Annotated in this window: 20 protein-coding genes; 9 read left to right on the top strand and 11 right to left on the bottom strand. The window is 68.4% G+C overall.

The window, feature by feature from the left end; all coding sequences use genetic code 11:
• Positions 1 to 8 precede the first annotated feature (8 nt).
• The 3 genes from Q0632_RS12635 to Q0632_RS12625 are packed head-to-tail and all read right to left on the bottom strand — an operon-like array spanning position 9 to position 3875.
• Positions 9 to 1721, bottom strand: a complete 1713-nt coding sequence (locus Q0632_RS12635) for a putative 2-aminoethylphosphonate ABC transporter permease subunit (protein WP_298930215.1) — start codon at positions 1719 to 1721, stop codon at positions 9 to 11.
• A gap of 8 nt (positions 1722 to 1729) precedes the next feature.
• Positions 1730 to 2782 (bottom strand): putative 2-aminoethylphosphonate ABC transporter ATP-binding protein, encoded by a 1053-nt coding sequence (locus Q0632_RS12630; RefSeq protein ID WP_298930212.1) that lies wholly within the window; start codon positions 2780 to 2782, stop codon positions 1730 to 1732.
• Positions 2783 to 2837: 55 nt separating this feature from the next.
• Positions 2838 to 3875, bottom strand: coding sequence for a putative 2-aminoethylphosphonate ABC transporter substrate-binding protein (locus Q0632_RS12625; RefSeq protein WP_298930209.1), 1038 nt, complete (start codon positions 3873 to 3875; stop codon positions 2838 to 2840).
• A gap of 189 nt (positions 3876 to 4064) precedes the next feature.
• On the opposite strand from Q0632_RS12625, the gene Q0632_RS12620 reads away from it, so the two are divergent.
• Genes Q0632_RS12620 through Q0632_RS12595 form a run of 6 tightly spaced genes read left to right on the top strand, consistent with a single transcriptional unit; the run spans position 4065 to position 11360 of the window.
• On the top strand, positions 4065 to 4811 hold the full coding sequence (locus Q0632_RS12620) for a phosphonate utilization associated transcriptional regulator (protein WP_298930206.1): 747 nt from the start codon (positions 4065 to 4067) through the stop codon (positions 4809 to 4811).
• Positions 4795 to 6009, top strand: coding sequence for a phosphonoacetate hydrolase (gene phnA, locus Q0632_RS12615; protein WP_298930202.1), 1215 nt, complete (start codon positions 4795 to 4797; stop codon positions 6007 to 6009). The genes Q0632_RS12620 and phnA overlap by 17 nt, the downstream gene beginning before the upstream one ends.
• A gap of 14 nt (positions 6010 to 6023) precedes the next feature.
• Positions 6024 to 7481 (top strand): phosphonoacetaldehyde dehydrogenase, encoded by a 1458-nt coding sequence (gene phnY, locus Q0632_RS12610; RefSeq protein WP_298930197.1) that lies wholly within the window; start codon positions 6024 to 6026, stop codon positions 7479 to 7481.
• A 16-nt stretch (positions 7482 to 7497) separates the two neighbouring features.
• Positions 7498 to 8049: a phosphonate degradation HD-domain oxygenase gene (locus tag Q0632_RS12605; RefSeq protein ID WP_298930193.1), complete on the top strand. Its 552-nt coding sequence runs from the start codon at positions 7498 to 7500 to the stop codon at positions 8047 to 8049.
• A 37-nt stretch (positions 8050 to 8086) separates the two neighbouring features.
• Positions 8087 to 8944, top strand: coding sequence for an EamA family transporter (locus Q0632_RS12600; protein WP_298930186.1), 858 nt, complete (start codon positions 8087 to 8089; stop codon positions 8942 to 8944).
• Positions 8945 to 8948: 4 nt separating this feature from the next.
• On the top strand, positions 8949 to 11360 hold the full coding sequence (locus Q0632_RS12595) for an FAD-dependent oxidoreductase (protein ID WP_298930182.1): 2412 nt from the start codon (positions 8949 to 8951) through the stop codon (positions 11358 to 11360).
• A gap of 13 nt (positions 11361 to 11373) precedes the next feature.
• Here Q0632_RS12595 and Q0632_RS12590 read toward each other — a convergent pair whose 3' ends face one another.
• Both Q0632_RS12590 and Q0632_RS12585 read right to left on the bottom strand, forming a co-directional pair.
• Positions 11374 to 11607, bottom strand: a complete 234-nt coding sequence (locus Q0632_RS12590) for a hypothetical protein (protein ID WP_298930178.1) — start codon at positions 11605 to 11607, stop codon at positions 11374 to 11376.
• Between the two features lie 86 nt (positions 11608 to 11693).
• Positions 11694 to 12509, bottom strand: a complete 816-nt coding sequence (locus tag Q0632_RS12585; protein ID WP_298930171.1) for a serine protease — start codon at positions 12507 to 12509, stop codon at positions 11694 to 11696.
• 66 nt (positions 12510 to 12575) lie between these two features.
• Between Q0632_RS12585 and Q0632_RS12580 the strand changes: the two genes are divergently transcribed.
• Positions 12576 to 13052, top strand: coding sequence for a peptidylprolyl isomerase (locus Q0632_RS12580; RefSeq protein WP_298930167.1), 477 nt, complete (start codon positions 12576 to 12578; stop codon positions 13050 to 13052).
• A gap of 27 nt (positions 13053 to 13079) precedes the next feature.
• Here the strand turns inward: Q0632_RS12580 and Q0632_RS12575 are convergent, their stop codons facing one another.
• Positions 13080 to 14192, bottom strand: a complete 1113-nt coding sequence (locus Q0632_RS12575) for a BMP family ABC transporter substrate-binding protein (RefSeq protein WP_298930162.1) — start codon at positions 14190 to 14192, stop codon at positions 13080 to 13082.
• Positions 14193 to 14226: 34 nt separating this feature from the next.
• On the bottom strand, positions 14227 to 15003 hold the full coding sequence (locus Q0632_RS12570; RefSeq protein WP_298930157.1) for a GntR family transcriptional regulator: 777 nt from the start codon (positions 15001 to 15003) through the stop codon (positions 14227 to 14229).
• A gap of 187 nt (positions 15004 to 15190) precedes the next feature.
• Here Q0632_RS12570 and Q0632_RS12565 point away from each other — a divergent pair, with 187 nt between their 5' ends.
• Positions 15191 to 16267 carry a DUF1989 domain-containing protein gene (locus Q0632_RS12565; RefSeq protein ID WP_298930152.1) on the top strand — a complete coding sequence of 359 codons (1077 nt, stop codon included), beginning with the start codon at positions 15191 to 15193 and terminating at the stop codon, positions 16265 to 16267.
• Between the two features lie 52 nt (positions 16268 to 16319).
• Entirely contained in the window at positions 16320 to 17351 is a 1032-nt protein-coding gene (locus Q0632_RS12560) for a pirin family protein (RefSeq protein ID WP_298930147.1), read from the top strand.
• A 21-nt stretch (positions 17352 to 17372) separates the two neighbouring features.
• On the opposite strand, the gene Q0632_RS12555 is transcribed toward Q0632_RS12560, so the two are convergent.
• The 4 genes from Q0632_RS12555 to glnE all read right to left on the bottom strand — a co-directional run bounded on the left by Q0632_RS12555 (position 17373) and on the right by glnE (position 26103).
• Positions 17373 to 20480 carry an efflux RND transporter permease subunit gene (locus Q0632_RS12555; RefSeq protein WP_298930700.1) on the bottom strand — a complete coding sequence of 1036 codons (3108 nt, stop codon included), beginning with the start codon at positions 20478 to 20480 and terminating at the stop codon, positions 17373 to 17375.
• Positions 20481 to 20495: 15 nt separating this feature from the next.
• Entirely contained in the window at positions 20496 to 21656 is a 1161-nt protein-coding gene (locus Q0632_RS12550) for an efflux RND transporter periplasmic adaptor subunit (RefSeq protein WP_298930143.1), read from the bottom strand.
• 25 nt (positions 21657 to 21681) lie between these two features.
• Positions 21682 to 23097, bottom strand: coding sequence for an efflux transporter outer membrane subunit (locus Q0632_RS12545; protein WP_298930139.1), 1416 nt, complete (start codon positions 23095 to 23097; stop codon positions 21682 to 21684).
• A 162-nt stretch (positions 23098 to 23259) separates the two neighbouring features.
• On the bottom strand, positions 23260 to 26103 hold the full coding sequence (glnE, locus tag Q0632_RS12540; RefSeq protein ID WP_298930136.1) for a bifunctional [glutamate--ammonia ligase]-adenylyl-L-tyrosine phosphorylase/[glutamate--ammonia-ligase] adenylyltransferase: 2844 nt from the start codon (positions 26101 to 26103) through the stop codon (positions 23260 to 23262).
• Between the last annotated feature and the right edge of the window lie 7 nt (positions 26104 to 26110).

Here is a 26110-nt window from a genome sequence, read left to right as displayed (position 1 = left end):
GTCGGGGTTCAACGGGTCGTGGTGCGCCAGGCCTGGGTCCGCTTGTCCACCCATTTGCCCAGCAACATGAAGAGCACGGTGGCGACCGAGGAGATGCCCAGGATCAGCACCGCCATGGCGGCGGCCGGTCCCAGCTCGCCGGCCTCGTCCATGTTCAGGATGGCGATCGAGGCGACCTTGGTTTCCGGCGAATACAGGAACACCACGGCCGAGATCGTTGTCATGGCGTTGATGAAAAAGTAGCGGGCGATGTCCACCAGGGCCGGCGTGCAGATCGGCAGGGTGACGCGCCAGAAGGTCTTGAAAAACGGCACCTTGAGCGAGGCCGACACCGCTTCGAACTCCGGGTCCAGCGCCTTGAGCGCGGTGATGGCGGTCAGGTGGCCCGTCGTGTAGAAGTGAACGATGGTGCACAGCGTGAGCAGGGTGAGCGTGTGGTACAGGCCGTTGAGCGGGTTGTCCGGCAGGTTGAAAAAGAAGATGTAGCCCAGGCCCAGGACCAGGCCGGGAACCGCCATCGGCAGCATGGCCATCAGCCGCACGAAGGCGCGCAGCGGCGCCATGCCGCGGGTCTTTTCGAGCAGGTAGGCGCTGCCAAAGACCAGGGCGGTACCGAACACCGCCGTGCCGGCCGCCATCTTGATGCTGTTGATGAAGCCCTCGCCCACTTCGTTTTCCACCAGGCCGTACACATAGTGCTTGAAGCTGGGCGTGAGGTTGTACGGCCAGAAGCTGGCAAAGGACGCGAAGATGGCCATGCCCAGCATCGCCAGCATCAACAGCGCGATGAGCACGCAGTAAGCCGTCATCGCGGCGTCGAAGCCGCGCGAGGGGCTGGGCCGGTAGGGCACGGCGCGCGCGCCGAGCATGGCGGTCTGCTTGCGCTGGATCAGGAAGTCAATGCCGAAGGTGAACACGGCCGGCGCCAGCAGCAAGATGGCGACAACCGCGCCCTTGGAGAAGTCCTGCTGGCCGATGACCAGCTTGAAGACATCGGTGGCCAGCATGTTGAAGTTGCCGCCCACCACCTTGGGGATGCCGAAGTCGGTGACGACCAGGGTGAAGGTCACCAGCGCCGCCGAAATCAGGCCGTACTTGGCGCCGGGCAGGGTGATGGTGAAGAACTTGCGCGCCGCCGTCGTGCCCATGGCGTCGGCCGCTTCGTAGAGGCGGGCATCGGCCAGCGTCAGCGCCGTCACCAGGATCATCAGCGTGTGCGGGAACAGCGCGAAGCATTCGGCGATGACGATGCCCTGCGCGCCGTAGATGCCGTCCAGACCCAGGGCCGGCATCCAGCTCTTGAGCGCGCCCTGGTTGCCGAACCAGTAGATCAGCGAGATGGCCGACAGCAGCGAAGGCGCCAGCAGCGGGATCAGGGTGATGCCACGGAACAACCCCTTGAACCGCATGCAGGAGCGCGTGATCGCGTAGGCGAAGGTGAATGTCAGCGGCACCACGATGGCCGTGACCATGGCCGCCACCCAGACGCTGTTCCACAGACTTTGCAGCAGGTCCGGCGTGCGGGCATAGGCGATGAAATTGGCCAGGCCGACGGGCTCGCCGTTCTTGCCCTGGAACGACTGGCTCAGGATGGCGAACAGCGGAAAGGCCAGGAAGGCGATGAGCACCAGGCCCACCACCGCCAGCGCGGCATAGGCGAGACGGTCGCTCCAGTGCGCCTTCTGGCGGATCTCGGAGCCGGGTTGCGACAGGACGGTCATGAACCTGCTCAGAACACCTTGACGCGCTCTTCGAGCAGGCGCAGGCGCAGGGGCGAGCCCACCTGCAGCGAGTGCTCGGCCAGGTAGTTGAGCGACAGATAGACCATCAGCCCCTGGGGCGCGACCGTCGGCGTGCTCACATGGACGTGGCAGTAAGAGCCGAGGAAGTCGATCTTGTCGATGCTGGCGTCGAACACGTGCGGATCACCCTCGGCGATCGGCCGCGCCAGCACGTCTTCCGGTCGCAGGTAGACGCGCACGGAGCGGTTCTCGCCGGAGCCGCCGAAGCGAAAGCCCCCCGCATGCAGGGTGCCGTCCCTGACCTCGCCCTGGATGACGTTGGCCTTGCCGACGAAATCGGCGACAAAGGGCGAGGCCGGTTCGCGGTAGACCTCGGTGGGCGTGCCCACCTGCTCGATCACGCCGTGGTTCATGACGACGATGCGGTCGGCCACCGACAGCGCCTCCTCCTGATCGTGCGTGACCATGATGGTGGTCACGCCCAGTTGCTGCTGCAGCGCGCGGATCTCGCCGCGCAGGCGCACGCGCTCCAGCGCATCCAGCGCCGACAGCGGCTCGTCCAGCAGCAGCAGCCCGGGCCTGGTCGCCAGCGCGCGCGCCAGGGCGATGCGCTGTTGCTGGCCGCCCGAGAGCTGGCCCGGGTATTTGGGCTCGCTGCCCGGCAGGCCGACCAGCTTGACCAGCTCGGTCACGCGCTGCCTGACCTGCGCCTTGGGCGTCTTGCGGTTGACCAGGCCGTAGGCCACGTTGTCAGCCACGCTCAGGTTGGGGAACAGCGCGTAGCTCTGGAACACGATGCCGTAGTCGCGCTGGGCGGGCGGCAGGGTGGAGATGTCCTTGCCGTCCTGGAAGATGTCGCCGCGCGTCTGCACCTCCAGGCCCGCGATGATGCGCAGCAGCGTCGTCTTGCCGCAGCCCGAGGGGCCGAGAAAGCAGACGAACTCGCCCTTGCGGATCTGCAGGTTGATGTTTTTCAGCGCCGTGAAGCTGCCGAATTCCTTTGCGATGCCGCGCAGGTCGAGATACAGGTCGTGGGTCATGCAGGCAACCGGCAAAGGCCGCGGGCGCACAGCGCCGCGGCCGGCTCAGGACGGGTCAGCGCTTTTCCGATTTGGAGTTGTAGCGCTTGGTCCACTCGTCGAGGATGCGCTCGCGGTTGTCGGCGGCCCACTTGAAGTCCATCTTCACCAGGCGGGCCTCGTAGTCCTTGGGCACGTTGGCCAGCGGCGGCGCCAGGCCGGGCTGGGCGGTGATGGCGAAGTTCTTGCCGTACAGCATCATCGCGTCCTTGCTCGATGCCCAGTCGGCCAGCTTCTTGGCGGCCTCCAGCTTCTTCGTGCCCTTGTGGATGGCGAAGGCTTCCAGGTCCCAGCCCAGGCCTTCCTTGGGGAACACCAGGTCGATGGGCGCGCCCTTGGCCTTGTTGGCGTTGCCGCGGTACTCGAAGGAGATGCCGACCACGAACTCACCGGAGGCCGCCATGTTGCAGGGCTTGGAGCCCGAATGCGTGTACTGGGCGATGTTCTCGTGCAGGCCGTCCATGTACTTCCAGCCGCCGCCCTTGCCCTTGTCGTCGCCGAACAGCGAGAGCCAGGCGGTGACATCGAAGTAGCCGGTGCCGCTGGAAGCCGGGTTGGGCATGACGACCTGGCCCTTGTAGACCGGCTTGGTCAGGTCTTTCCAGGTTTCCGGCTTGGGGATGTTCTTCTTCTGGGCTTCGACCGTGTTGAAGCAGATCGTGGCGCCCCAGACGTCCATGCCGAACCAGGCCGGCGGCGTCTTCTTGTCCTTGTACTGGCTCATGATGCCGTCGAGGTTGAGCGGCGCGTAGGGAATGAGCATGCCCTGGCTGTCGAGCAGCGCCAGGCTGGAAGCGGCCACACCCATCACCGCGTCGGCCTGCGGATTGGCCTTCTCGGCCAGCAGCTTGGCGGTGATGACGCCGGTGGAGTCGCGCACCCACTTGATCTCGATGTCCGGGTTGGACTTGTTGAAGCCCTCCTGGTAGGCCTTGAGCTGGTCGGTCTCCAGCGCCGTGTAGACCAGCAGCTGGGTCTTCTGGGCGAAGGCCGCGCCGGCGCATACGGCGGCGATGGCGAAGGCAAGGGATTTGAGTGCAAGAGACGGACGCATTCGGTAACTCCTCTTCAGAACAAAAAAGATGTCGATGCCGGGAACAGGAAATGACGGCGCGATGGCACTGGTCTGTTGCGACCTCCCTCGCCTCACGCGTCTGACTTCATTTAAATCCGCACGCAAATTGTTGTCAATTGTTTTTTGCAGATTGTTGACAATCTGGCGAATGCTGCTTTAATTCGGGGCATGAATGCGGTGCCCCATCCCACCATTGCGCTGTTGCAGACCAGTTCGCTCACCACCGTGGTGCAGCAGGAAATCGAGCGCGCCATCCTGCAGGGCGAATACGCGCCGGGCAGCAAGCTGATCGAGGCCACGCTGGCGGAAAAAATGGGTGTGTCGCGCGGCCCGGTGCGCGAGGCCTTCCGCATGCTGGAGGAAGCCGGCCTGGTGCGCAACGAGAAGAACCGGGGTGTCTTCGTGCGCGACATTCCGATCGATGAGGCAGTGGAGATCTTCGACCTGCGCGCGGCCATGGACGAACTGGTGGGCCGCAAGCTGGCGCGCGACAGCACGCCCGCACAGAAAAAGGAACTCAAGGCCCTGGTCGACGCCATGGAAAAGGCCGTCAAGGCCACGGACGCCTACAACTACCACCTGCTGAACCTGAAGTTCCACGACCGGCTGGTGGAGATGGCCGGCAACAGCAAGCTCACCGCCATCTACCGCAAGCTGATCAAGGAGCTGTCGCTGTTTCGCCGCCTGAACCTGGCCGACGGCTGGCTGCTGCCGATCTCGGCCAGCGAGCACCGCCAGATCCTCAAGGCCATCGCCTCGGGCGATGCCGACGCCGCCGGGCGCGCCATGTTCGACCATGTGATGGACAGCAAGGACCGCACGATCGAAAACGACCTGCGCCGCCAGTCGCGCGCCAAAGACGACGCCGCTAGCGGCGCAAAACCCGGAAAGACCCACCGTGCTGAACGTCAATAACCGCAGCTACAAGCTGCCCGCCGCACCCACCGTCGTCGTCTGCGTCGACGGCTGCGAGCCCGACTACCTGGCCCAGGCCGTGGCCACCGGCCACATGCCCTGGCTCAAGCGCACCCTGGCCAAGGGCGCGGGCCTGACCGCCGACTGCGTGGTGCCCAGCTTCACCAACCCGAACAATCTGTCCATCGTCACCGGCGCACCGCCCAGCGTGCACGGCATCTGCGGCAACTACCTGTTCGACATGGAAAGCGGCACCGAGGTCATGATGAACGACCCGAAATGGCTGCGCGCGCCCACCCTGCTGGCGGCACTGGCCGACGCCGGCAAGTCGGTGGCCGTGGTCACCGCCAAGGACAAGCTGCGCAAGCTGCTGGGCCACAAGATGAAGGGCATCTGCTTTTCCTCCGAGAAGGCCGACCAGGTGACGCTGGAAGAAAACGGCATCGCCGATGTGCTGGGCCTGGTGGGCAAGCCCGTGCCCAGCGTGTACAGCGCCGATCTGTCGGAGTTCGTCTTTGCCGCCGGCGTCAAGCTGATGCAAACGCGCCGCCCCGACGTGATGTACCTGTCGACCACCGACTACGTGCAGCACAAGCACGCGCCCGGCACGCCCGGCGCCAACGCGTTCTACACCATGATGGACGGCTATCTGGCCCAGCTCGACGAGATGGGCTGCGTGATCGTGCTCACCGCCGACCATGGCATGAACGCCAAGGTGGCGCTGGACGGCACACCCGACGTGATCTACCTGCAGGACTGGTGCGACAAGGCGCTGGGCACGGGCGTCGCGCGCGTTATCCTGCCCATCACCGACCCCTATGTGGTTCACCATGGCGCGCTCGGCTCCTTCGCGACCATCTACCTGCCGGCAGGCAGCGACGTGGCCGGCCTGGTCACCCGCCTGCAGGAGCGCAACGGCATGGAGGTCGTGCTCACCCGCGAGCAGGCTGCTGCGAAATTCGAGCTGCCGGCCGACCGCATCGGCGACATCGTCTGCGTCTCCGAGCGCTTCACCGTCATCGGCACCTCGGCCAGCAAACACGACCTGTCGGGCCTGGACGCGCCGCTGCGCTCGCACGGCGGCATGAGCGAGCAGCGCGTGCCCCTGATCGTCAACCGGCCGCTGCCCGGCCTGGACGGCGAGCGGCGGCTGCGCAACTTCGACGCTTTCGACCTGGCGCTCAACTACGCGCAGTAACCCACGCACAAGCCATGAGTGACATCTCCAGCTACATCCGCGACAAGGGCCTGGACGCCATGCGCATCGCCGGCCGCAAGGTCGGGGCCGGCCGTGAACGCGCGATCGAGGTCGGCAACCCCTACACCGGCCAGGCCATCGGCAGCGTGCCCAAGGCCACGCTGGAGGAGGTGCGCGAGGCCTTCGCCATCGCCCATGCCTGCCAGCCCAAGCTGACGCGCTACGAGCGCGCCGCCATCCTCAACAAGGCCGCCGCCATCATCCGCGACCGCCTCCATGAAGTGGCCGCCCTGATCACCGCCGAAGCCGGCCTGTGCATCAAGGACGCCATCTACGAGGCCGGCCGCGTGTCCGACGTGCTGCTGTTCGGCGCCACCGAGGCGCTCAGGGACGACGGCCAGATCTTCAGCTGCGACCTGACGCCGCACGGCAAGAAGCGCCGCGTCTACACCCAGCGCTCGCCCCTGCTGGGCGTGATCACCGCCATCACACCCTTCAACCACCCGATGAACCAGGTGGCGCACAAGGTCGTGCCGTCCATCGCCACCAACAACCGCATGGTGCTCAAGCCCTCGGAGAAGGTGCCGTTCTCGGCCATCCTGTTCGCCGACATCCTGTACGAGGCAGGCCTGCCGCCCGAGATGCTCAGCGTGGTGACGGGTGACCCACGCGAGATCGCCGACGAGCTGATCACCAACCCGATGGTCGATCTGGTGACCTTCACCGGCGGCGTCGCCATCGGAAAGTACATCGCCGCCAAAGCCGGCTACCGCCGCGTGGTGCTGGAGCTGGGCGGCAATGACCCCATCATCGTGATGGAGGACGCCGACATCGACGAAGCGTCGACACTGGCGGTGCAGGGCTCGTACAAGAACTCCGGCCAGCGCTGCACGGCCGTCAAGCGCATGCTGGTGCACGAGGCCGTCGCTGGCCGCTTCACCGAGCAGGTGGTGGAGAAAACCCGGGCCTGGAAGTTCGGCGACCCCATGGACAAGGCCAACGAGATGGGCACGGTGATCGACGAGGCGGCGGCCCGTTCCTTCGAGGAGCGCGTGCAGGAGGCCGTGGGCCAGGGCGCCCGCCTGCTGGTGGGCAACCAGCGCAGCGGCGCGCTGTACGCGCCCACGGTGATCGACAACGTCATGCCGGAGATGACGGTGGCGCGGGAAGAGACCTTCGGCCCGGTCTCGCCCATCATCCGCTTCAAGACCATTGACGAGGCCATCGCCATCTCCAACGGCACGGCCTACGGCCTGTCCAGCTCGGTGTGCACCAACCGCCTGGACTACATCACCCGCTTCATCAATGAGCTGCATGTGGGCAGCGTCAATGTGCGCGAGGTGCCGGGCTACAGGCTGGAGCTCACGCCCTTCGGTGGCATCAAGGACTCGGGCCTGGGCTACAAGGAAGGGGTGCAGGAAGCGATGAAAAGCTTCACCAATCTCAAGACCTATTCGCTGCCCTGGGTCTGAACTTCAAGAGGTCGCCATGGCGCTGAGCCTTCCTGATATCGAGCAACTGTTCCTCACCCGGGGCGGCGAACAGTACGACGGCGAGCCCGTCACACAGCTCGCGCATGCACTGCAGTCGGCCATGCTTGCCGAGAACGAGGACGCTGAGGACGAGCTGGTGACAGCCGCCTTGCTGCACGACCTGGGCCACATGCTGCACGACTTCGGCGCCAACCCCACCCTGCAGGGCGTGGACGACCTGCACCAGTACCGGGCCCTGCCCTTTCTGCGTGGCCTGTTCGGCGCCGCCGTCACCGACCCCATCCGCCTGCATGTGGACGCCAAGCGCTATCTGTGCGCCACCCATCCGGGCTACTACGACGCCCTGTCGACCGACTCCAAGCGCTCGCTGGTGCTGCAAGGCGGCATCTTCAGCGAAGACCAGGCACAGACCTTCATCGGCCAGCCCGGGGCCATCCAGGCCGTGCGCGTGCGCATCTGGGACGACCTGGCCAAGGAGGGCGGCCTGACAACGCCGCCGCTGTCGCACTACCTGGCACGCGCCCGCCGCTGCGCCCTGGCGCAATGACGGGCGCCGGCGCCTGCCCGCCAGCTGCGCAAGGCCGATGGGCCTGACCTGGACCCTGGTCGCGGCCGTGCTGTTCGGCGCGCTGCTGCACGCCAGCTGGAACGCGCTGGTCAAGTCCAGCCCCGACAAGGCGCTGGACACGGCCGTCATCCACCTGGTGGGCTCGCTGCTGGCGATTCCGCTGGTGCTGCTCACCGGCTGGCCGCCGGCGGCGGCCTGGCCTTACATCCTCGCCTCGGTGGTCATCCACATCGGCTACTACATCGCGCTGACCGGCGCCTACAAGCACGGCGACCTGGGCCTGACCTATCCGCTGATGCGTGGCACCGCGCCCTTGCTCGTGGCACTGTCGTCCAGCCTGATGCTGGGCGAGCGCCTGAGCCCATTGGCCTGGGCCGGCGTGCTGGCCGTGAGCTGCGGCGTGCTGGCCTTGGGCCTGTCGCGCCACGCCATGGAACGGCCGCGTGCCGTGGGCTTTGCACTGAGCAATGCCGTGATCATCGCGGTCTACACCGTGGTCGACGCGCTGGGCTCACGCGCCTCCTACACGGGCGGCGGCAATGCGCTGCAGTACGTCGCAGCCCTGTTCGTGCTGGACGGCTGGCCCTTTGCCCTCATCGTCTTCATGCGCCGCGGCGGCGCGGTGGCATGGCCCTATGCGCGCGCCCGCCTGCCGGTGGCGGCCGGGGCGGCGGTCGCATCCTTCGGCTCCTACGGCATCGCCCTGTGGGCCATGAGCCGCGCGCCGGTCGCCACCGTGGCGGCCCTGCGCGAGACCTCGGTGCTGTTCGCAGCCCTGCTGGGCAGCTGGTTTTTGAAAGAAGCCTTCACCGTGCGCCGGGCCATGGGCACGGGCGTGATCGTGCTGGGCGTGATGGCCTTGAGAATGGGATGACACCATGACACTTCCGACCCATGCTGACATCGTCATCGTCGGCGGCGGCATTGCCGGCTGCTCGGTGGCCTACCACCTGGCCAAGCTGGGCCGCACCGACGTGCTGCTGCTGGAGCAGGGCAAGCTGACCAGCGGCACGACCTGGCACGCGGCCGGCCTGGTCGGCCAGATGCGCCCCAACCGGACCATGACCCAGATGAGCAAGTACGGCATCGAGCTGTACGCCACGCTGGAGGCCGAGACCGGCCTGGCCACCGGCTGGAAGCAGTGCGGCAGCGTCAACGTGGCGCGCACGCCCGAGCGCATGAAGGTGCTGCGCAAGCAGCTGGCCATGGCGCGCAGCTTCGGCGTGGAATGCCATGAGATTTCACCGGGCGAGGCAGGCGAGAAATGGCCGGTGATGCGCACCGACGACCTGCAGGGCGCGCTCTGGCTGCCGGGCGACGGCAAGGCCAATCCCGCCGACCTGTGCATGTCCCTGGCCAAGGGCGCGCGCAACCGCGGCGTGAAAATCGCCGAGGGCATCGAGGTCAGCGGCGTGCTGACCGAGAAGGGCCGCGCTGCGGGCGTGCGCACCGCCCAGGGCGAGGTGCGCTGCAATGTCATCGTCAACTGCGCCGGCCAGTGGGCCCGGCAGTTCGGCAAGCTGGCCGGCGTCAACGTGCCGCTGTACTCGGCCGAGCATTTCTACATCGTCACCGGCCAGATCCCCGGCGTGCATCCCATGCTACCGGTGATGCGTGACCCGGACGGCTACATCTACTACAAGGAAGAAGTCGGCGGCCTGGTGATGGGCGGCTTCGAGCCCCAGGCCAAGCCCTGGAAGATGGACCCCATCCCCAGCACGTTCCAGTTCGAGCTGCTGGGCGAGGACTGGGACCAGTTCGAGCCGCTGATGACGGCCGCCCTGCACCGCACGCCCTGCCTGGAGACAGCCGAGGTCAAGATGCTGCTCAATGGGCCCGAGAGCTTCACACCCGACGGCAACTTCATCCTGGGTGAGGCGCCGGAACTGCGCAACTATTTCGTCTGCGCCGGCTTCAATTCGGCCGGCATCGCCAACAGCGGCGGCGCCGGCCGCCTGATGGCCGAATGGATCACCGGTGGCGAGCCGTCGACCGATCTGTGGGACGTGGACGTGCGCCGCTTCGGCAGTTTCACAGGCAACCGCCGGGCACTGGCCGAGCGCACAGGCGAGACCCTGGGCCTGCACTATGCGATGCGCTGGCCGCGCCAGGAGCTGCAGACGGCGCGGCCGCTGCGCACCTCGCCGCTGTACGACCTGCTGGCCGCCAAGCGCGCGGAGTTCGGCAGCAAGAACGGCTGGGAACGCGCCAATTACTTCAAACCCGCCGGCGCCGCGCGCCCCGAAGACAGCCTGGACACACCCGGCTGGTTGCCCTGGATGCAGGCCGAGCAGAAGGCCACGCGCGAAGCCGTGGCCCTGTACGACCAGAGCTCGTTTTCCAAGCTGCTGCTGCAAGGCCGCGACGCCCTGTCCTTGCTGCAGCGGCTGTGCGCCAACCAGATGGACGTGCCGGTGGACAAGATGGTCTACACCGCCATGCTCAACGCGCGCGGCGGCTTTGAAAGCGACCTGACCGTGATCCGCCAGGCGGCGGACCGCTTCCTCATCATCACCGGTTCTGCCCAGGCCACGCGCGACCACGACTGGATCAGCCGCCACATCGGCGAAGCCGAGCACGCCGTGCTGACCGATGTGTCGGCGATGACCTGTGTGTTGTCTGTGATGGGCCCCAAGGCCCGCGAACTGCTGACACGGGTCAGCCCCGACGACCTGTCACCCGAGGCCTTGAAGTTTTCCTGGACCCGCGAGATCGACCTGGGCTTCGCCCGGGTGCGTGCCGCCCGCATGAGCTATGTCGGCGGCCCCGGCTTCGAGCTCTATGTGCCGGTGGAGATGGCGCGCCATGTCTACCTGGCGCTGCATGAGGCCGGGCAGGACCTGGGCCTGCGCGACGCTGGCTACTACGCGCTGGACGCACTGCGAATCGAGCAGGCGCGGCGCGCCTGGGGGGCCGAGCTCGGCCCCGATGAAACGCCCTGGGAGGCCGGCCTGGCTTTCAGCGTCAAGCTGGACAAGCCGCAGGACTTCACCGGCAAACAGGCGTTGCTGGCCGCGCAGGGCCAGCCCCTGCGCAAGAAGCTGGTGAGCCTGGTGTTGGAGGACGTAGGGGCCTGGCCCTGGGGCGGCGAGACCATCTTGCTGGACGGCCGCAATGCCGGCGACATCAGCTCCTGCGGCTTCAGTCCGCTGGCCGGTGCCTGCGTGGCGCTGGGCTATGTGCGCGGCGCCGCCGCCAACCAGGTGCACCGGGGCACGCCGGCGCAGCTGGAGCTGTGGGGGGAGCGGGTCGCCGCACGCCTGTACGACCAGTGGCCGCCGCGCAGCTGATGTGCCGCGCCGTTCAGCCGGCGCGGTCGGCCTGGGGCGGGACGCGGACCGCATCGGTTCCGGCATCCTCGCCATGGCTGCCAGACGCCTGGTGCCCCTCACCTAGCGCAGCCAACTGGCGTTCCAGCATCTTGCGCTGCAGCGGGCGGCCCAGCTCCTTGGTGAAGTAGGCCACCTCGAATTCCTGCCGCGGCGCCGCGCTGGGTGACGCGGCGGTGTTGCGGCTTTTGTCTTTCACAGATTTCATGCGTCAAGCCTAGCAAGCAAGCGCTAACGTTCTGTAGGACAAAACCGAGGCCGGGTTGCAGCTTTCGGCTACAGACCGCGACGTGCTCAGCGCTCGCTCAGGGTCATCAGGATGTCGGCGTACCAGGCGCAGTTCAGGCCCAGGGCCTCATCGAGCTGCAGGTCGCGCGAACCCACGTCCAGCCGGGCCGAGTGCACGCCCAGCAACAGCCAGGGCAGGCCTCCCTGCGCCGTGCCCTGGGGGGCGCGCATCACGACCGGCGCGCCGCTGGTGCCGCGGTGGGTCCGGGCATCGGTGAGGAAATAGCCCTTGCCCTGGAAGCGCAGGCCGAAGGAGGAAGCAACCACCGCGTGGCGCACCACGGGCATGTGGTGCAGGGTGTCGTGAAAGCCCAGCGGAAAACCCACCACCAGCAGCGAGGCGCCGACCTCCACCGGCGCCACGCCGTCGTGCAGGTGCTGCGGCGTGAACGCGCTGTAGACCGCGCTGCGGGGCAGGGCCGTGCGCTGGATCTCCAGCATGGCCACGTCGATCTCGCCGGCCTTGTCCTCGCCCTGGCGCCAAAGGCTCTTGCCGTCGCGGTACAGCGGCATGGAAAAGCCGGTCGAGCGCGCCATGTTGGCCGCGTCGATGTGCAGTTCGATCTCGATGCGGTCAGGGAAATGCTTGCTCGGCTCGTCCAGCATGACGTGCCGGCTGGTCACCAGGAACAGCCGCTCGCCGCGCTGGAAAAAGAAGCCGCTGGCATTGGTCAGCAGCCTGTCGCCCAGAAAGGTGCAGACGCGCGCAGCCGTCAAGAGCAAGGGTTCGGTTGGAGCGGTCGGGGCCGGGGCCGCAACCGGTGCGGCAATCGAAGCGGGCGCGGGTGGCGGCGCCTGCAGGGTGGGGGCGCCTGTGTGCATGCCCCATTGTGCCCGCCCGGTCGGCGGCTTCGGCGCCTAGTTCCGGGTTCGCGGCAAAATGGGCGCATGAAGATCGAAAAAGACACCGTCGTCACCCTGCAATACAAGGTCGCCGAGGCCAGCGGCAAGCTCATCGAAGCCAGCAAGGACCCCATGGTCTACCTGCACGGCGGCTATGAGAACACCTTGCCCAAGATCGAGGCGGCCCTGGACGGCCAGGAGGCGGGCTTCCAGGTCACGCTCCAGTTGCAGCCCGAGGACGCCTTCGGCCAGCGCGACGAGGCCCTGGTGCGCACCATTCCCAAGAGCGAGTTCCCGCCCGGCGTCAAGGTCGGCGGCCAGCTCGAGGGCCGCACCGATGCCGGCGATCCCCACGTCTTTCACGTCATGAAGATCAAGGGAGCGACCGTGCACCTGGACGGCAACCACCCGCTGGCCGGCCGCGAGCTTCGCTTCACGCTGAAGGTGACGGGCGTGCGCGCGGCCAGCGCCGAAGAGATCGCCCACAAGCACGTGCACGGCGAGCACGGCCACCACCACTGAGGCGAAGGCCGGGCGCCGGGCGCGGCCTCAGATCTTGCCGTTCACGCCTTCGACCAGGAAGTCGATGCGGTCCAGGAAGGGGTCGTACAGACCGTAGCTCTTGTCGACCACGACCTTGCCGGTGTTGCTCTTGATCGGGCCGACAAAGATCGGCTTGCCGGCCTTGAGCTCGGCGATGGCAGCCGTGGCGGCATTGCGCGCCTTGTCGCTGGCGCCGGCGCCAAAGGGCGTGCTGGCCACCATGTCCTTGTCGTAGCCGCCGAAAAAGGTGTTGGGCAGTTTCTCGCCCTTGGCGATCTGGCCGGCAAAGGACTTGTAGACCGTCTCCCACTTGTTCTCGGCGCCGGTGATGAAGCCCTTGGGTGCCAGTTTGGCCTGGTTGGCGTTGTGGCCCACGGTCTTGATGCCCTTGCGCTCGGCCGTCTCGATGATGACCTTGGGGCTGTCGACGTGGCAGGCGATGACATCGCAACCGGCGTTGATCAGCGAATTCGTCGCTTCGGCCTCGCGCACCGACATCGACCATTCACCGGTGATGATCAGCTGCACTGTGGCCTGCGGGTTGACCTTGCGCACGCCCAGGGTGAAGGCGTTGATGTTGCGCAGCACGATGGGGATGGGCTTGGCGGCGACGTAGCCGATCTTGTTGCTGGTGGTGGACAGGCCCGCGGCGATGCCGTTGACGTAGTGGGCCTGGTCCAGGAAGCAGAAGTAGCCGCCCAGGTTCATGGGGTGCTTGTCGGCCGACCACAGCGAGGTGGGGTGGCGGAATTCGACCTTGGGGTACTTCTTGGCCGACTCGATCATGAAGGGATCGAAGTAGCCGAAGGAGGTGCCGAACACCAGGGAGGCGCCATCGGACTGCACCATGGCCTCCAGCGTCTTGCGCACGGCCGTGGTCTCGGGCACGTTCTCTTCCTCCACCACCTTCACATTGGGCAGCTGGCGCAGCGCCGCGGCGCCGACGGCATGCGCCTGGTTCCAGCCGAAGTCGTCGCGCGGGCCGACATAGATGATGCCGACGGTCACGGGTTTGCCCTGGGCCAGTGAGGCCAGGGGCAGGCCAGCCGCGGCAAGGCCGGCCGCGCCCAGTGCGCTATGGCCAAGGAACTGGCGGCGGTCGATGGAGAAGTTCTTCATTGCGGGCTCCGTTGCGTTGTGGTGAAAGAAAGGATCAGCCGGCGGCACGCCGCCTGGCGGCGGCCGGCACGCGCACCTTCAGCGGCACGCCGGCAGTGGTGCTGGCAACCGCGCCGGCATAGCGCGACAGCACACTGGCCAGGTCGCCATCGCCCGCCGCCACCTGGGGCAGCAGGGCACGGCGTTCGATGTTGTCCATGTGCTCCGCCATCAAGCTGGCGGCGCGCACTGCATCGCGGCTGCGCAGCGCCTCGATCAGCGCGTGGTGCTCGGTGCAGGCGCAATCGGCTTGGTGCGGCCGGCCATAGACGGCCAGCACCAGGGAGCAGCGCGTCACCACCTCCGACAGGTAGCGTTGCAGCAGCGGGTTGCCGGTCAGCTGGGCGATGGTGGTGTGGAACTCACCGGCCAGGCGGGCCGAGACCGGCACCCGGCCTTCACGCGCGGCCAACTCCTCCTCGCGCACATGGCCTTCCAGCACGGCGCCCATGGCAGGCTGCCAGCGCTCGATCACCAGGGCCACGGCCTGCGCCTCCAGGCCGCGCCGCACCTCGAACACGGCACGGGCTTCTTCCAGGCTGGGCTGGGCCACCGTGGCCGTGCGCTTGTTGCCCGTGTCCACCAGGCCCTGCGCCGCCAGCCGCCCCAGGACGGCGCGCACCAGGGTGCGGCTGACGCCGAACTGGCTGCACAGCTGGTCCTCCGGCAGCCGGGTGCCGGGCACCAGCGCCTGCTCGAGGATGGCGCGGTGCATGGCCTTGAAAGCGAGCTCGGCTTTCTGGGCGGGCGTGGACGGTGTGCGCGGCGGCATGGGTGCGTGGGTCTGTGTTGACGTATACCTGTGGCCGCACATCTCGCAAGGGACGTGCCAGCGGTTTTCGGCCGTTCTTGCACCAAATCCATGCATTTCCAGGAGGAAGCGCAGGAAAAACTGGGCACATAGTTTGCGTAGTTCCTGTGCCAATCACGTATACAAGAATTGCGAACAAGGACTTCCCATGCCCCAGACCACCGTCACCCTGCTGCTCAATCAGCAGCAACTCGAACTGATGGACAGGGCCATCGCACAGGGCGCGGCGGCCGACCGCATCGCCATGGTGCGGCGCGCCCTGGCCGAGCGGGAGCTGCCGGCGCCGCCGCGCCCGGCCGCACCCGCGCCCGAGCTGCAAGGCCTGGCCACGCAGCGCGCGCTGCTGGCCGAGCACGTCATCGAACCAGGCACAGGCAAGGCACTGGAAGTCCTCAAAGGCCAGCTGCTGCGCATCGAGCAGGTCGAGGGCGGCCAGTGCGCCGACTTCAACTGCTTCAACATGCACGACTACAAGGAGGCCATGCACACCGGCCGCACCCGCACCGTGCATGGCCTGCTGCCCACCACCGGCCACTTCCTGTGGTCGGCGCCGCCGCGCGAGCGCGCCATGATGTACATCCTGGAGGACACGGCGCGCTGCAACGACGTGCTGTTCCCGCGCTGCAGCGCCTACCTGTACGAGTCGAGCTACGGCATGCCGGTGCACACCAACTGCCACGACATCCAGGCCGAAGCCCAGCGCGAGTACGGCCTCACACCCGACGACGTGCACGACTCCTTCAATCTCTTCATGTCCACCGAGGTGCGTGAAGGGCGCGGCCAGATCACGCGCCAGACCACGGTGGCAGGCGACCATGTCGACCTGCTGGCCCTGATGGACGTGCTGGCCGTGCCCAATGTCTGCGGCGCCGACGTCATGCGCACCAGCAACTTCTCTCTCAAGCCGCTGAAGGCCCAGATCTGGAGCGCCAGCGAGCGCGACCTGGCCAGCGTGCCGCCCCTGGCCAGCTACAGCAACCAGCGCACGCCTGCGGATTTCCGCCAGCCCAACATCCGCACCGAGCGCGCGTTGCGCCGCGACCCCGGCTACCAGGCCAGCTTCACCAATGTGCCTTTGCGCATCAGCCCGCTGGAGCTGGCGCTGAGCGAGCAAGAGCACGCCAGCCTGCTGGCCGCCGGCCTGCAGCGCTATTACGGCGAGGACCTGGGCGCGGCCCTGCGCGACGTTCTCTTCAGCTGGTGGGAGACGCGCTACCTCCTTTAGCCGCTTGAAAGCACGGCGGCCAGGCCTTATCTTCGGGAGAGAAAGGCCTTCCATGTCCAACAGCCCCGTGCTCTCCGTCCAGCCCCTCGGCTTCCCCTGGGAAACCGCCGACCCCTTCCTGTTTTGCGCCTACCACGACGACGCCTACCCGCAGGGCAACGGCGCCATGGGCCCGGCCGCGCCGCTGGACGGCCGCGCCATCGGCCAGGACTTCAGCCGCAAGGACGGCTGGAGCATGTACCACGGCGACAGCGTGCCGGGCTTCCCCGCCCACCCGCACCGCGGCTTCGAGACCGTCACCGTGGTGCGCAAGGGCCTGATCGACCACTCCGATTCGCTGGGCGCCAGGGCGCGCTTCGGCCAGGGCGATGCGCAGTGGCTCACCGCCGGCCAGGGCGTGGTCCATGCCGAGATGTTTCCTCTGCTCGACGACAACGCGCCCAATCCGCTGGAGCTGTTTCAGATCTGGCTGAACCTGCCCAAGGCCAACAAGATGGCCCAGCCGCACTTCACCATGTTCTGGGGTCAGGACATCCCGCGCCTGGTGGCCACCGACAGCGCCGGCCGCAAGACCGTGGTGTCGACCGTGGCCGGCCAGCTCGCAGGTGCAGGCGCGCCGCTGCCGCCGCCACCCGACTCCTGGGCTGCACGGCCCGAAGCCGACGTCGCCATCTGGACCCTGCGCATGGAGCCGGGCGCGCAATGGACCCTGCCGGCCGCAGCCGGCGAAGGCACGCAGCGCACGCTGTACTTCTTCAAGGGCGCGACTGCGACCGTTGGCGGCCAGCAGCTCATGGGCCCCGTGGCCATCGCGCTGCGCGCTGATGTGGCGGTCGATCTGGTCAACGGCGCCGAGGTCGCTGAGTTTCTTCTGTTGCAGGGCAAGCCCATCGCCGAGCCCGTCGTGCAGTACGGCCCCTTTGTGATGAACACGCAGGCCGAGATCGCGCAGACCATGCAGGACTACCGCCGCACCCAGTTCGGCGGCTGGCCCTGGCAGGACAGCGCCCCGGTGCATGGCGCGGATGCAGCCCGCTTTGCCGAACACCCGGGCGGCAAGCGCGAGGCCCCGGCCTCCACCTGAGAGGCCAGGCCGCGCGCCGTCTCAGGCTGGGGTGTCGGGCGCAGGCTTGGGCGTGACCGGCCGCGGATGGCGGCGCAGCTTGCCCACCATGCGGCCGATGAACTGCTCCAGGTCGTCCAGGTAGGTGAAGATCACGGGGATCACCAGCAGCGACAGCACCGTTGAAGTGATCAGGCCGCCGATCACCGCGATCGACATCGGTGAGCGAAAGCTCGGGTCGGCCGTGCCGAAGCCAATGGCGATGGGCAGCATGCCCGCACCCATGGCGATGGTGGTCATGATGATGGGACGGGCCCGCTTGTGGCAGGCGTCGAGCAGCGCGTCGAAGCGGCTCATGCCCAGGTAGCGGCGCGCGACGATGGCGTACTCGACCAGCAGGATGGAGTTCTTGGTGGCAATGCCCATCAGCATGATCAGGCCGATCAGGGACGGCATGGAAAAGCTCTTCTGCGCGATCAGCAGGCCGACGAAGGCGCCGCCCAGCGACAGCGGCAAGGCCGCCAGAATCGTCACCGGGTGCAGGAAGTCCTTGAACAGCAGCACCAGCACGATGTAGATGCACAGCACGCCGGTGAGCATCGCCAGGCCGAAGCTGGCAAACAGCTCGCCCATGACCTCGGCGTCGCCGACCTCGCGCACGAACACGCCGGCCGGCAGGTTCTTCACCGCCGGCAGCTGCTGCACCATCTGCGTCACGTCGCCCAGCGGCAGGCCCGACAGCTCGATCTCGAAGTTCACGTTGCGTGAGCGGTCGTAGCGGTCGATCACCGCCGGCCCGCCGGTGATCTCCAGCGTGGCGACCTGGCCCAGCATCACCGGCCCGTGGGTGCCCGGCACCGACAGCCGCTCCAGCACCGACAGGTCCTTGCGGGCGTCTTCCTGCAGCTTGACCACGATGGGCACCTGGCGTTGCGAGAGGTTCAGCTTGGGCAGGGCGATGTCGTAGTCGCCTGCGGTGGCGATGCGCAGGGTCTCGCCGATGGCGGAACTGGTCACGCCCTGGTCGGCGGCCTTGGCGAAGTCCGGCCGCACCGCGATCTCCGGCCGGATCAGGCTGGCGGTGGAGGCCACGCTGCCCAGGCCGGGGATGGTGCGCAGGTCCTTCTCGACGGCCATGGCCGCGGCCTGCAGGGCCTGCGGGTCCTCGCCGCTGAGCACCAGGATGTACTTCTCGCCCGAGCCGCCCAGGCCGACCTTGCTGCGCACGCCGGGCAGGGGTTCGAGCGCCGCGCGGATCTGGTTCTCGATGCCCTGCTTGCGCGGCCGGTCGCCACGCTCGGCCAGCAAGATGGTCAGAGTGGCCTTGCGCGCCTCGGCCGCGCCGGAGGAGGCGAAGGGGTCGGTGCCGGCGCTGCCGCCGCCGATGGTGGTGTAGACGCTCTTGATGTGGTCGACCTTGACGATCAGCTGGCGCGCCTGTTCGGCCAGGGCCTGGGTCTGCGCCAGGGTCGAGCCGGGCGGCAGCTCCAGGTAGACCTGGGTCTGCGAGTTGTCGTCGGGCGGGATGAAACCGGTGGGCAGCAGCGGGATCAGGGCCACCGAGCCGAAGAAGAACAGGGTGGACAGGACCATGGTCTTGACCCTGTGCTTCATGCTCCAGTTGACGCAGACCATGTAGATCTTCATCCAGCGCGGGTCTTCGCCCTCGCCGCCGACAATGGGCTTGAGCATGTAGGCCGCCATCATGGGCGTGAGCACGCGCGCCACCACCAGCGAGGCAAACACCGCCAGCGAAGCGGTCCAGCCGAACTGCTTGAAGAACTTGCCGGCCACGCCGCTCATGAAGGCCGTCGGAAGGAAAACCGCGATCAGGGTGAACGTGGTCGCGATCACCGCCAGGCCGATCTCGTCGGCCGCCTCCATCGCCGCCTCGTAAGGGCTCTTGCCCATGCGCAGGTGGCGCACGATGTTCTCCACCTCGACGATGGCATCGTCCACCAGGATGCCCACCACCAGGGACAGGGCCAGCAGCGTGATGACGTTGATGGAAAAACCCAGCAGGTACATGCCGATGAAGGCCGGGATCACCGACATGGGCAGGGCGATGGCCGAGACGAAGGTGGCGCGCCAGTCGCGCAGGAACAGCCAGACCACCAGCACCGCCAGGACGGCGCCCTCGTACAGCAGGTGCAGCGAGCCCTCGTACTCCTCTTGCACCGGCGTGACGAAGTCGAAGGCCTGGGTCAGCTCGATGTCGGGATGCTGGAGCTTGAGCTCGGCCAGCGCCGCATGCACGGCCGCGCCCACGGTCACCTCGCTCTCGCCCTTGCTGCGTGCCACCTCGAAGCCCACCACCGTCTTGCCATTGAGCAGGGCGGCGGCGCGCCGTTCGGCCGTGGTGTCGCTGACGGTGGCAACCTCCGACAGCTTGACGCGGCGGCCGTTGCTCAGCGCCACGTCCAGCGCGCCGATCTCCTGCGCCGTCTTGACGGTGGCCAGGGTGCGCACCGGCTGCTCGCTGCCGCCCAGGTCGGTGCGGCCGCCCGCGCTTTCGCTTTGCACCTGGCGCAGCTGGCGCGAGATGTCGGCGGCCGTCGCGCCCAGGGCCTGCAGCTTGTTGGGATCCAGCGCCACGCGGATCTCGCGGCTGACGCCGCCGACGCGGGTGACGGCGCCGACGCCGCGCACCGCCAGCAGCTTGCGCGAGATGTCGTTGTCGACAAACCAGGACAGGGCCTCTTCGTCCATGCGGGCCGAGTAGATGGTGAAGGCCAGCACCGGCTGGGCCGCCAGGTCCATCTTGGTGACGATGGGCTCACGCACGTCGCCGGGCAGGTCGCTGCGCACGCGGGCCACGGCCGAACGCACGTCGTCCACCGCTTCCTGCACGGGCTTTTCCAGCCGGAATTCCGCCGTGATGGTGACCACCCCGTCCTGCACCTTGGTGTAGATGTGCTTGAGGCCCTGGGTGGTGGCGATGGCGTCCTCGATCTTGCGGGCGACGTCGTTTTCCAGCTGGCCGGGCGCCGCGCCGGGCAGGCTGGCCGTCACGCTCACCGTGGGCAGGTCGATGTCGGGAAAGTTCTGCACCTTCATCGCGTTGAACGAAAGCATGCCGCCGAACGTCAGCAGCACGAACAGCATCACCGCGGGAATCGGGTTCTTGATCGACCAGGAGGAAACATTCATCATCTTGAATGCTCCTTATTTGCTAGCGGCCGAAGCAGGCTTTGCGGGGGCTGCAGCTTGTTTTTGCTCTTCAACCACGCGCACCAGGTCACCGTCGTTGAGAAAGCCCCCGCCCGAGGCCACCAGGCGCGCGTCGGCCGCCAGGCCGCCGCTGATCTCGACCCGGTCGCCGGCCAGCCGGCCGGTCTGCACCTTGACCTGGCTGACGCGGCTGTCGGGGTTGATGCGGTAGACGTAGCTGAAGCCGTCGCGCACCACCAGGGCGGCCTGCGGCACCGTCAGGGCCGGGGCCGCGCCCAGATCGAACTCGCCGCGCGCGAACATGCCGGCGCGGGCACTGCCCGAGGCCGGGCCCGGCAGCGCCGTCAGGTCCACATAGACCAGGGCGGCGCGGGTCTGCGCATCCACCGTCGGGGCGATGGTGCGCACGCGCCCGGCCAGGCGCGCGCCGCTGGCGGCAGTGACCTCAGCCAGGGTGCCCACGGTCAGGCGGCCCAGTTCGGCGGAGGTGACTTCGGCGCGCCATTCCAGGCGGCCCTGGCGAATCAGGCGGAACAGCTCCGTGCCGTTGCCCACCACCGCGCCCACGGTGGCCATGCGCGCCGAGATGATGCCGGCATCGGGCGCCAGCACCTGGGTCTGGTTCAGCCGCACGCTCTGCGCCTGGTAGACCGCCCGCGCCGCCTCCAGCCGGGCCTGCGCCGTCTTCTCGGCCGTCAGGTACTGGTTGACCAGGGTGGCGCTGAGCGCGCCGCTGGCCTGCACGCTGCGGGCCCGCTCCGCATTGCCGTGGGCCTCGGCGGCGCTGGCCTCGGCCTCGGCCAGGCTGGCGCGCGCCTGCGCTGCCTCGGCGCGCAGCGTGTCGGTGGCGAACACCGCCAGCACCTGGCCCTTTTTGACGCGGTCGCCGACATTGACCCGCACTTCGGTCAGGCGCAGCGCCACGCCCTCGGCGCCGACGCTGGCTTCCTGCCAGGCGGCGATGTTGCCGTTGGCCGCCAGCTTGATGGCCAGGCTCTGGCGCAGCGGCAGCGCAGCGGTCACGGTCAGCGCCGGCTTGGCCACGGGCTTCTTGTCGTCGGCCGCGCGCGAGCCGCTGCTGAGGATGGCGGCGGCGCCGGCCAGCAGGACCAGGACGGCGATGGCGGCGGCGGATTTGCGTTGTTGGAATTGCATGGCTTGTTCTTGTCTTGTGAAACGTTCAGCGCTGCGCGGTGGCAGCGCCTTCTTCCGGACGGCTCCAGCCGCCGCCCACCGCGCGGTACAGCGCCACCCAGGCGGCGATACGCTCGCGCTGCAGTGCGACCAGGGCGGTTTCGGAGGCCAGCGCAGTGCGCCGCGTGTCCTCCAGCTCCACCAGGCTGGCCAGGCCGTTGCGGTAGCGCACCTCGGTGGCGTTGAACGCCGTGCGGTAGCCCTCGGCCGCCACCCGGGTGTCCTGGTCGCGCCCGCGCGCGCTGTCCAGGTTGACCAGGGCCTGCTCGACCTCGCGCACCGCCTGGCGCACGTTGGCCGCATACAAGGTCGCGGCCTCCTCGTAGCGCACCTGGGCGGCGTCCACGTTGGCGGCGCGGCGGCCGCCGTCGAACAGCGGCAGGGTCATCGCCAGCGGCCCGATCGACCAGGTGTTGAGGTCGGTGTCCACCCCGCCCACGCGGATGCGGCCGGCGCCGACGGTGCCCGACAGCTGCAGGCGCGGGTAGCGGTCGGCACGGGCCGCACCAACCTCTGCGCTGGCGGCCGCCACCTCGCGCTCGGCGCGGTAGACATCGGGCCGCTGCGCCAGCACCTGCGCCGGCAGGGATGCTACGGAAAGCATAGCGTCCTGGGCAACGATCATGGGGGCTGCGACCACTTTTTGCCGCAAAAGCGGCTCGGCCATGCCGGTCAGCGCCACCAGGGCCTTGAGTTCGACGTCGCACAGGGCGCGCTGCTGCTTGGCCCGTGCCGCACCCTCGGCGGCGCTGCCGCGGGCCAGCGCCGCGTCGGCCGGCGCGGTGAAGCCGGCGCCGGCGCTGATGCCGGTCAGGCGCGCCGTCTCGGCCCGCGAGGCCGCGTCGTTGAGCGCCACCGCCAGCTGCTGGCCGCAGGTGCGCAGCGCCACATAGCTGTTGACCGTCTCGGCCGCCACCGACACCCGGGCTTCGTGCCATCCGGCCTGGTCGCCCTCGAAGCGGGCCTGGGCGGCGTCGACGGCGGCGCGGTTGGCGCCGAACAGGTCGATCTCCCAGCCGGCCTGCAGGCCGACCTGGGCGGTGCTGGCGGCCTGCGCCAGGCCCAGTTGGGTGTTGCTACGGTTGGCCGAAGCCGTGCCGTCCAGCGACGGCAACAGGGCGGCGCCGGCGGCGACGCGGCTGGCGCGGGCCTGCTCGATGCGCGAGCGCGCCGAGGCCACGCTGGGGCTGAGCGCCTGGGCCGCGTCGACCAGCTCGGCCAGCAGCGGGTCGCCGACCTGGCGCCACCATTGGCTCAGGTCGGCGATGGTGCCATTGTGGGGCAGCGGCGCGTACCACTGCGGCGGCGTGGGTGCGGCGACGGAGGCCGGCGGCCGTGGCAGGGCGCAGCCGGCCAGCCAGAGCGCGGCGCTCGCTGCTGCGAGGATGTGGAGTTTCTTCATTGGGTCTTTCCCCTTGGTCGGGTGCGCTGCGCCGCCCCTGTGCCCGGACCTTGGTACGGCCAAGGCTGTGGGTGCGGCGCGCCGCGCAAGCCTACCATCGCGCGGCGGCCAAAGTGGGGCCGGGTTACTGACGGAAACCGGCAAAAAGCTGTGGTGCAGGCCTCAGGCAAAAACCGCAGCCCACAGGGCCAGCACGGCATCGCGCTCGGCCTGCAGCGCAGGCAGCGCGACCTGGGTCGGCTCCTCGTTCAGGCGCGCCTTGTGCTGCACCCGCCGCAGCTCGCGGTAGGCATGGGCTGCGGCCTGGCCGACACCGGCGGGCAGCAGGCCGGCGCCTTCCGCGCGCTGCAGCAAGGCGATGTTGCCCAGGTTGGGTACCAGCTCGGGATGGGCCAGGGACTGCGACAGCACCAGGAACTGCACGGCGAACTCGGCGTCCACCATCGCGCCGGGGCTGTGCTTGACGTCGAACATGCCAGCCTTGACCGGGTGCGCGCTGCGCACCTTCTCGCGCATGGCGATGATTTCGCCGCGCAGGGCCTGGACATCGCGCGGCGCGCTGATGACGGCCTGGCGCACGGCGTCAAAACTCTGGCGCAGCGCCTCTTCGCCCAGCACGAAGCGGGCCCGCGTCATGGCCTGGTGTTCCCAGGTCCAGGCCGTGTTGCTGCCGCGGTTTTGCTGGTAGTTGGCGTAGGACTGGAAGCTGGTGATCAGCAGGCCCGAGCTGCCGTTGGGACGCAGCGCGGTGTCGATCTCGAACAGGTCACCCTCGGCGGTCTTGGTGGTCAGCCAGTTGATCAGCTTGCGCACAAAGGCGGCATAGGCCTCGGGCGCCCGCTCGTCCTCGTCCTCGTAGACAAAGACGATGTCCAGGTCGCTGCCGTAGCCCAGCTCCTTGCCGCCGAGCTTGCCGTAGCCAATGATGGCGAAACTGGGCGCCTCGCGGTGCCGGTTCTTCAGCCGGTCCCAGCACCAGCGGGCGGTCACGCGCAGCACGGCGTCGGCCAGGGCGCTCAGGTCGTCGGCCACCTGTTCCACCGTGATGCGGGCCTCGACGTCGCGCGCCAGGGTGCGGAACATCTCGGCGTGGTGGGCCCGGCGCAGCAGGTTCAGCAGGGCCTCGTCGTCGTCCTCACCGGTGCGGCGCAGCGCGTTGCGGCGCTGCTCGAGCTCGCGCTCGAAGTCGGCGGCCACGAAGCGCTCGGACAGCAGGGCGTCGCCGGCCAGCTCGTCGATCACACCCGGGTGCTGCAGCAGGTAGCGCGCCGGCCAGCGCGCCGCGCCCAGCAGGCGCAGCAGGCGCTCGTGCACGCCAGGGCGCTCCAGCAGCAGCGCCAGGTAGCTCTCGCGCCGCAGCAGCGGCTCGATCCAGTCGGCCATGCGCAGCGCGGCCTCCTCGCTGACCCGGCCCTCGCGCAGCCACTGGCCGGTGCGCGCCACCAGACGCGTCAGCCGGTTGCGGGCGTCTTCACGCAGGGCCAGCACACGCGGGTTGCGCTGCCACTGGTCGACGCGCTCGCGCAGCTTGTCGGGCAGGTCCTCCAGCAGCGCCTCCAGGTCGGGCGCCGGGGCGCGGCCACCCTTGGTGCAGCTCTTGCATTCACCGGCGCCGGCGCCGCCCAGCAGGGTGTCGAACTCCTGCGCGACGAACTCGCGATGGCTGTCGAGCTCGTGCAGGAAGGCGCAGCACTCCGCATAGCCCATGGTGCGGGCGATCCAGGTCAGGTCGCTGTCGTCGTCGCTGCTGCAGCACATGGGCAGCACATGGGTCTGCTGGTCGTCCAGGTACTGGATGCGGTGCTCGACCCGGCGCAGGAATTCATAGGCCCGCGCCAGCGTGTCGGCCGTGGCCTGCGGCATCAGGCCGGCGGCGGCCACCCGCTGCAAGGCCTGCAGGGTCGGGCGCGTACGCAGCTCGGGGAACTGGCCGCCGCGCACCACCTGCAGCAGCTGCACGGTGAACTCGATCTCGCGGATGCCGCCGCGCGAGAGCTTCACGTCGTTGGCCCGCTCGGGCCGGCCGGCGCTGCGCTTGGCGGCGTGCTCGCGGATCTGCCGGTGCAGCACGCGCAGCGCGTCGAACACGTTGTAGTCCAGGTAGCGGCGGAACACGAAGGGCAGGACTGCGCCGCGCAACGCGGTGGCCGAGCCTTCGCGCGGCAAGAACACCGAACCTTCGCCGGGCGGGGACGCCGAACCCGCACTGGGCGCGGGGGCCGAGCCGTTCTCGATGCACGAGCGCGGCGCGACCACCCGGCTCTTGAGCCAGGCAAAGCGCTCCCACTCGCGGCCCTGCACCTGGAAATAGTCTTCCAGCGCATCCAGCGACACCGCCGGCGGGCCGGAGTTGCCATTGGGCCGCAGCGCCAGGTCGACCCGGAAGACGAAGCCGTGCTCGGTGGTCTCGCCGACCAGGCCGTAGATGGCCTTGACGGCCTTGGCAAAGTATTCGTGGTTGGAGATGCGGCCGCGGCCCTCGGCGCCGGCGGTCTCGCCGTCATGGTCGTAGACGTAGATCAGGTCGATGTCGCTGGACACGTTGAGCTCGCGCGCGCCGAGCTTGCCCATGCCGATGATCCACAGCTGCGCGCGCTGGCCCTGGGGTCCGAGCGGGGCGCCATGCTGCGCATCCAGGTCCTGCATGGCCTGCACACAGGCATGGTCCAGCGCGAATTCCGCCAGCGTGGTGACGGCGCTGGTGACCACGGCCAGCGGCGCCTGTTCATCGCAGTCCAGTCGCACCAGCCGCTCGAGCACCAGCTGGCGCAGCACGCGCAGGGCCGTGCCCAGGTCGTCGCCGCGCGTGCGCAACGCCGCGTAACAGGCCGCCAGCGCCGCAGCGTCGGGCGCACCGGGCGGCAGCAGGGACAACTCCGCGGCATAGCGGCGGCGCAGGCGCTGCACGAAGCGCGATTGTCCCGACAGCGCAGCCGCGTCGAATGCGTGTTTGTCCGACACCGGCAAGGCTTGGGGCGTCGAACCGGCGCCACCACCGGGGGTCATAATTCCT

The organism is uncultured Ramlibacter sp. (assembly GCF_936925435.1).
Classification (GTDB): Bacteria; Pseudomonadota; Gammaproteobacteria; order Burkholderiales; family Burkholderiaceae_C; genus Ramlibacter.
Note: the sequence above shows the minus strand (reverse complement) of the source record. Positions and strands in the feature narration are given on the sequence as shown.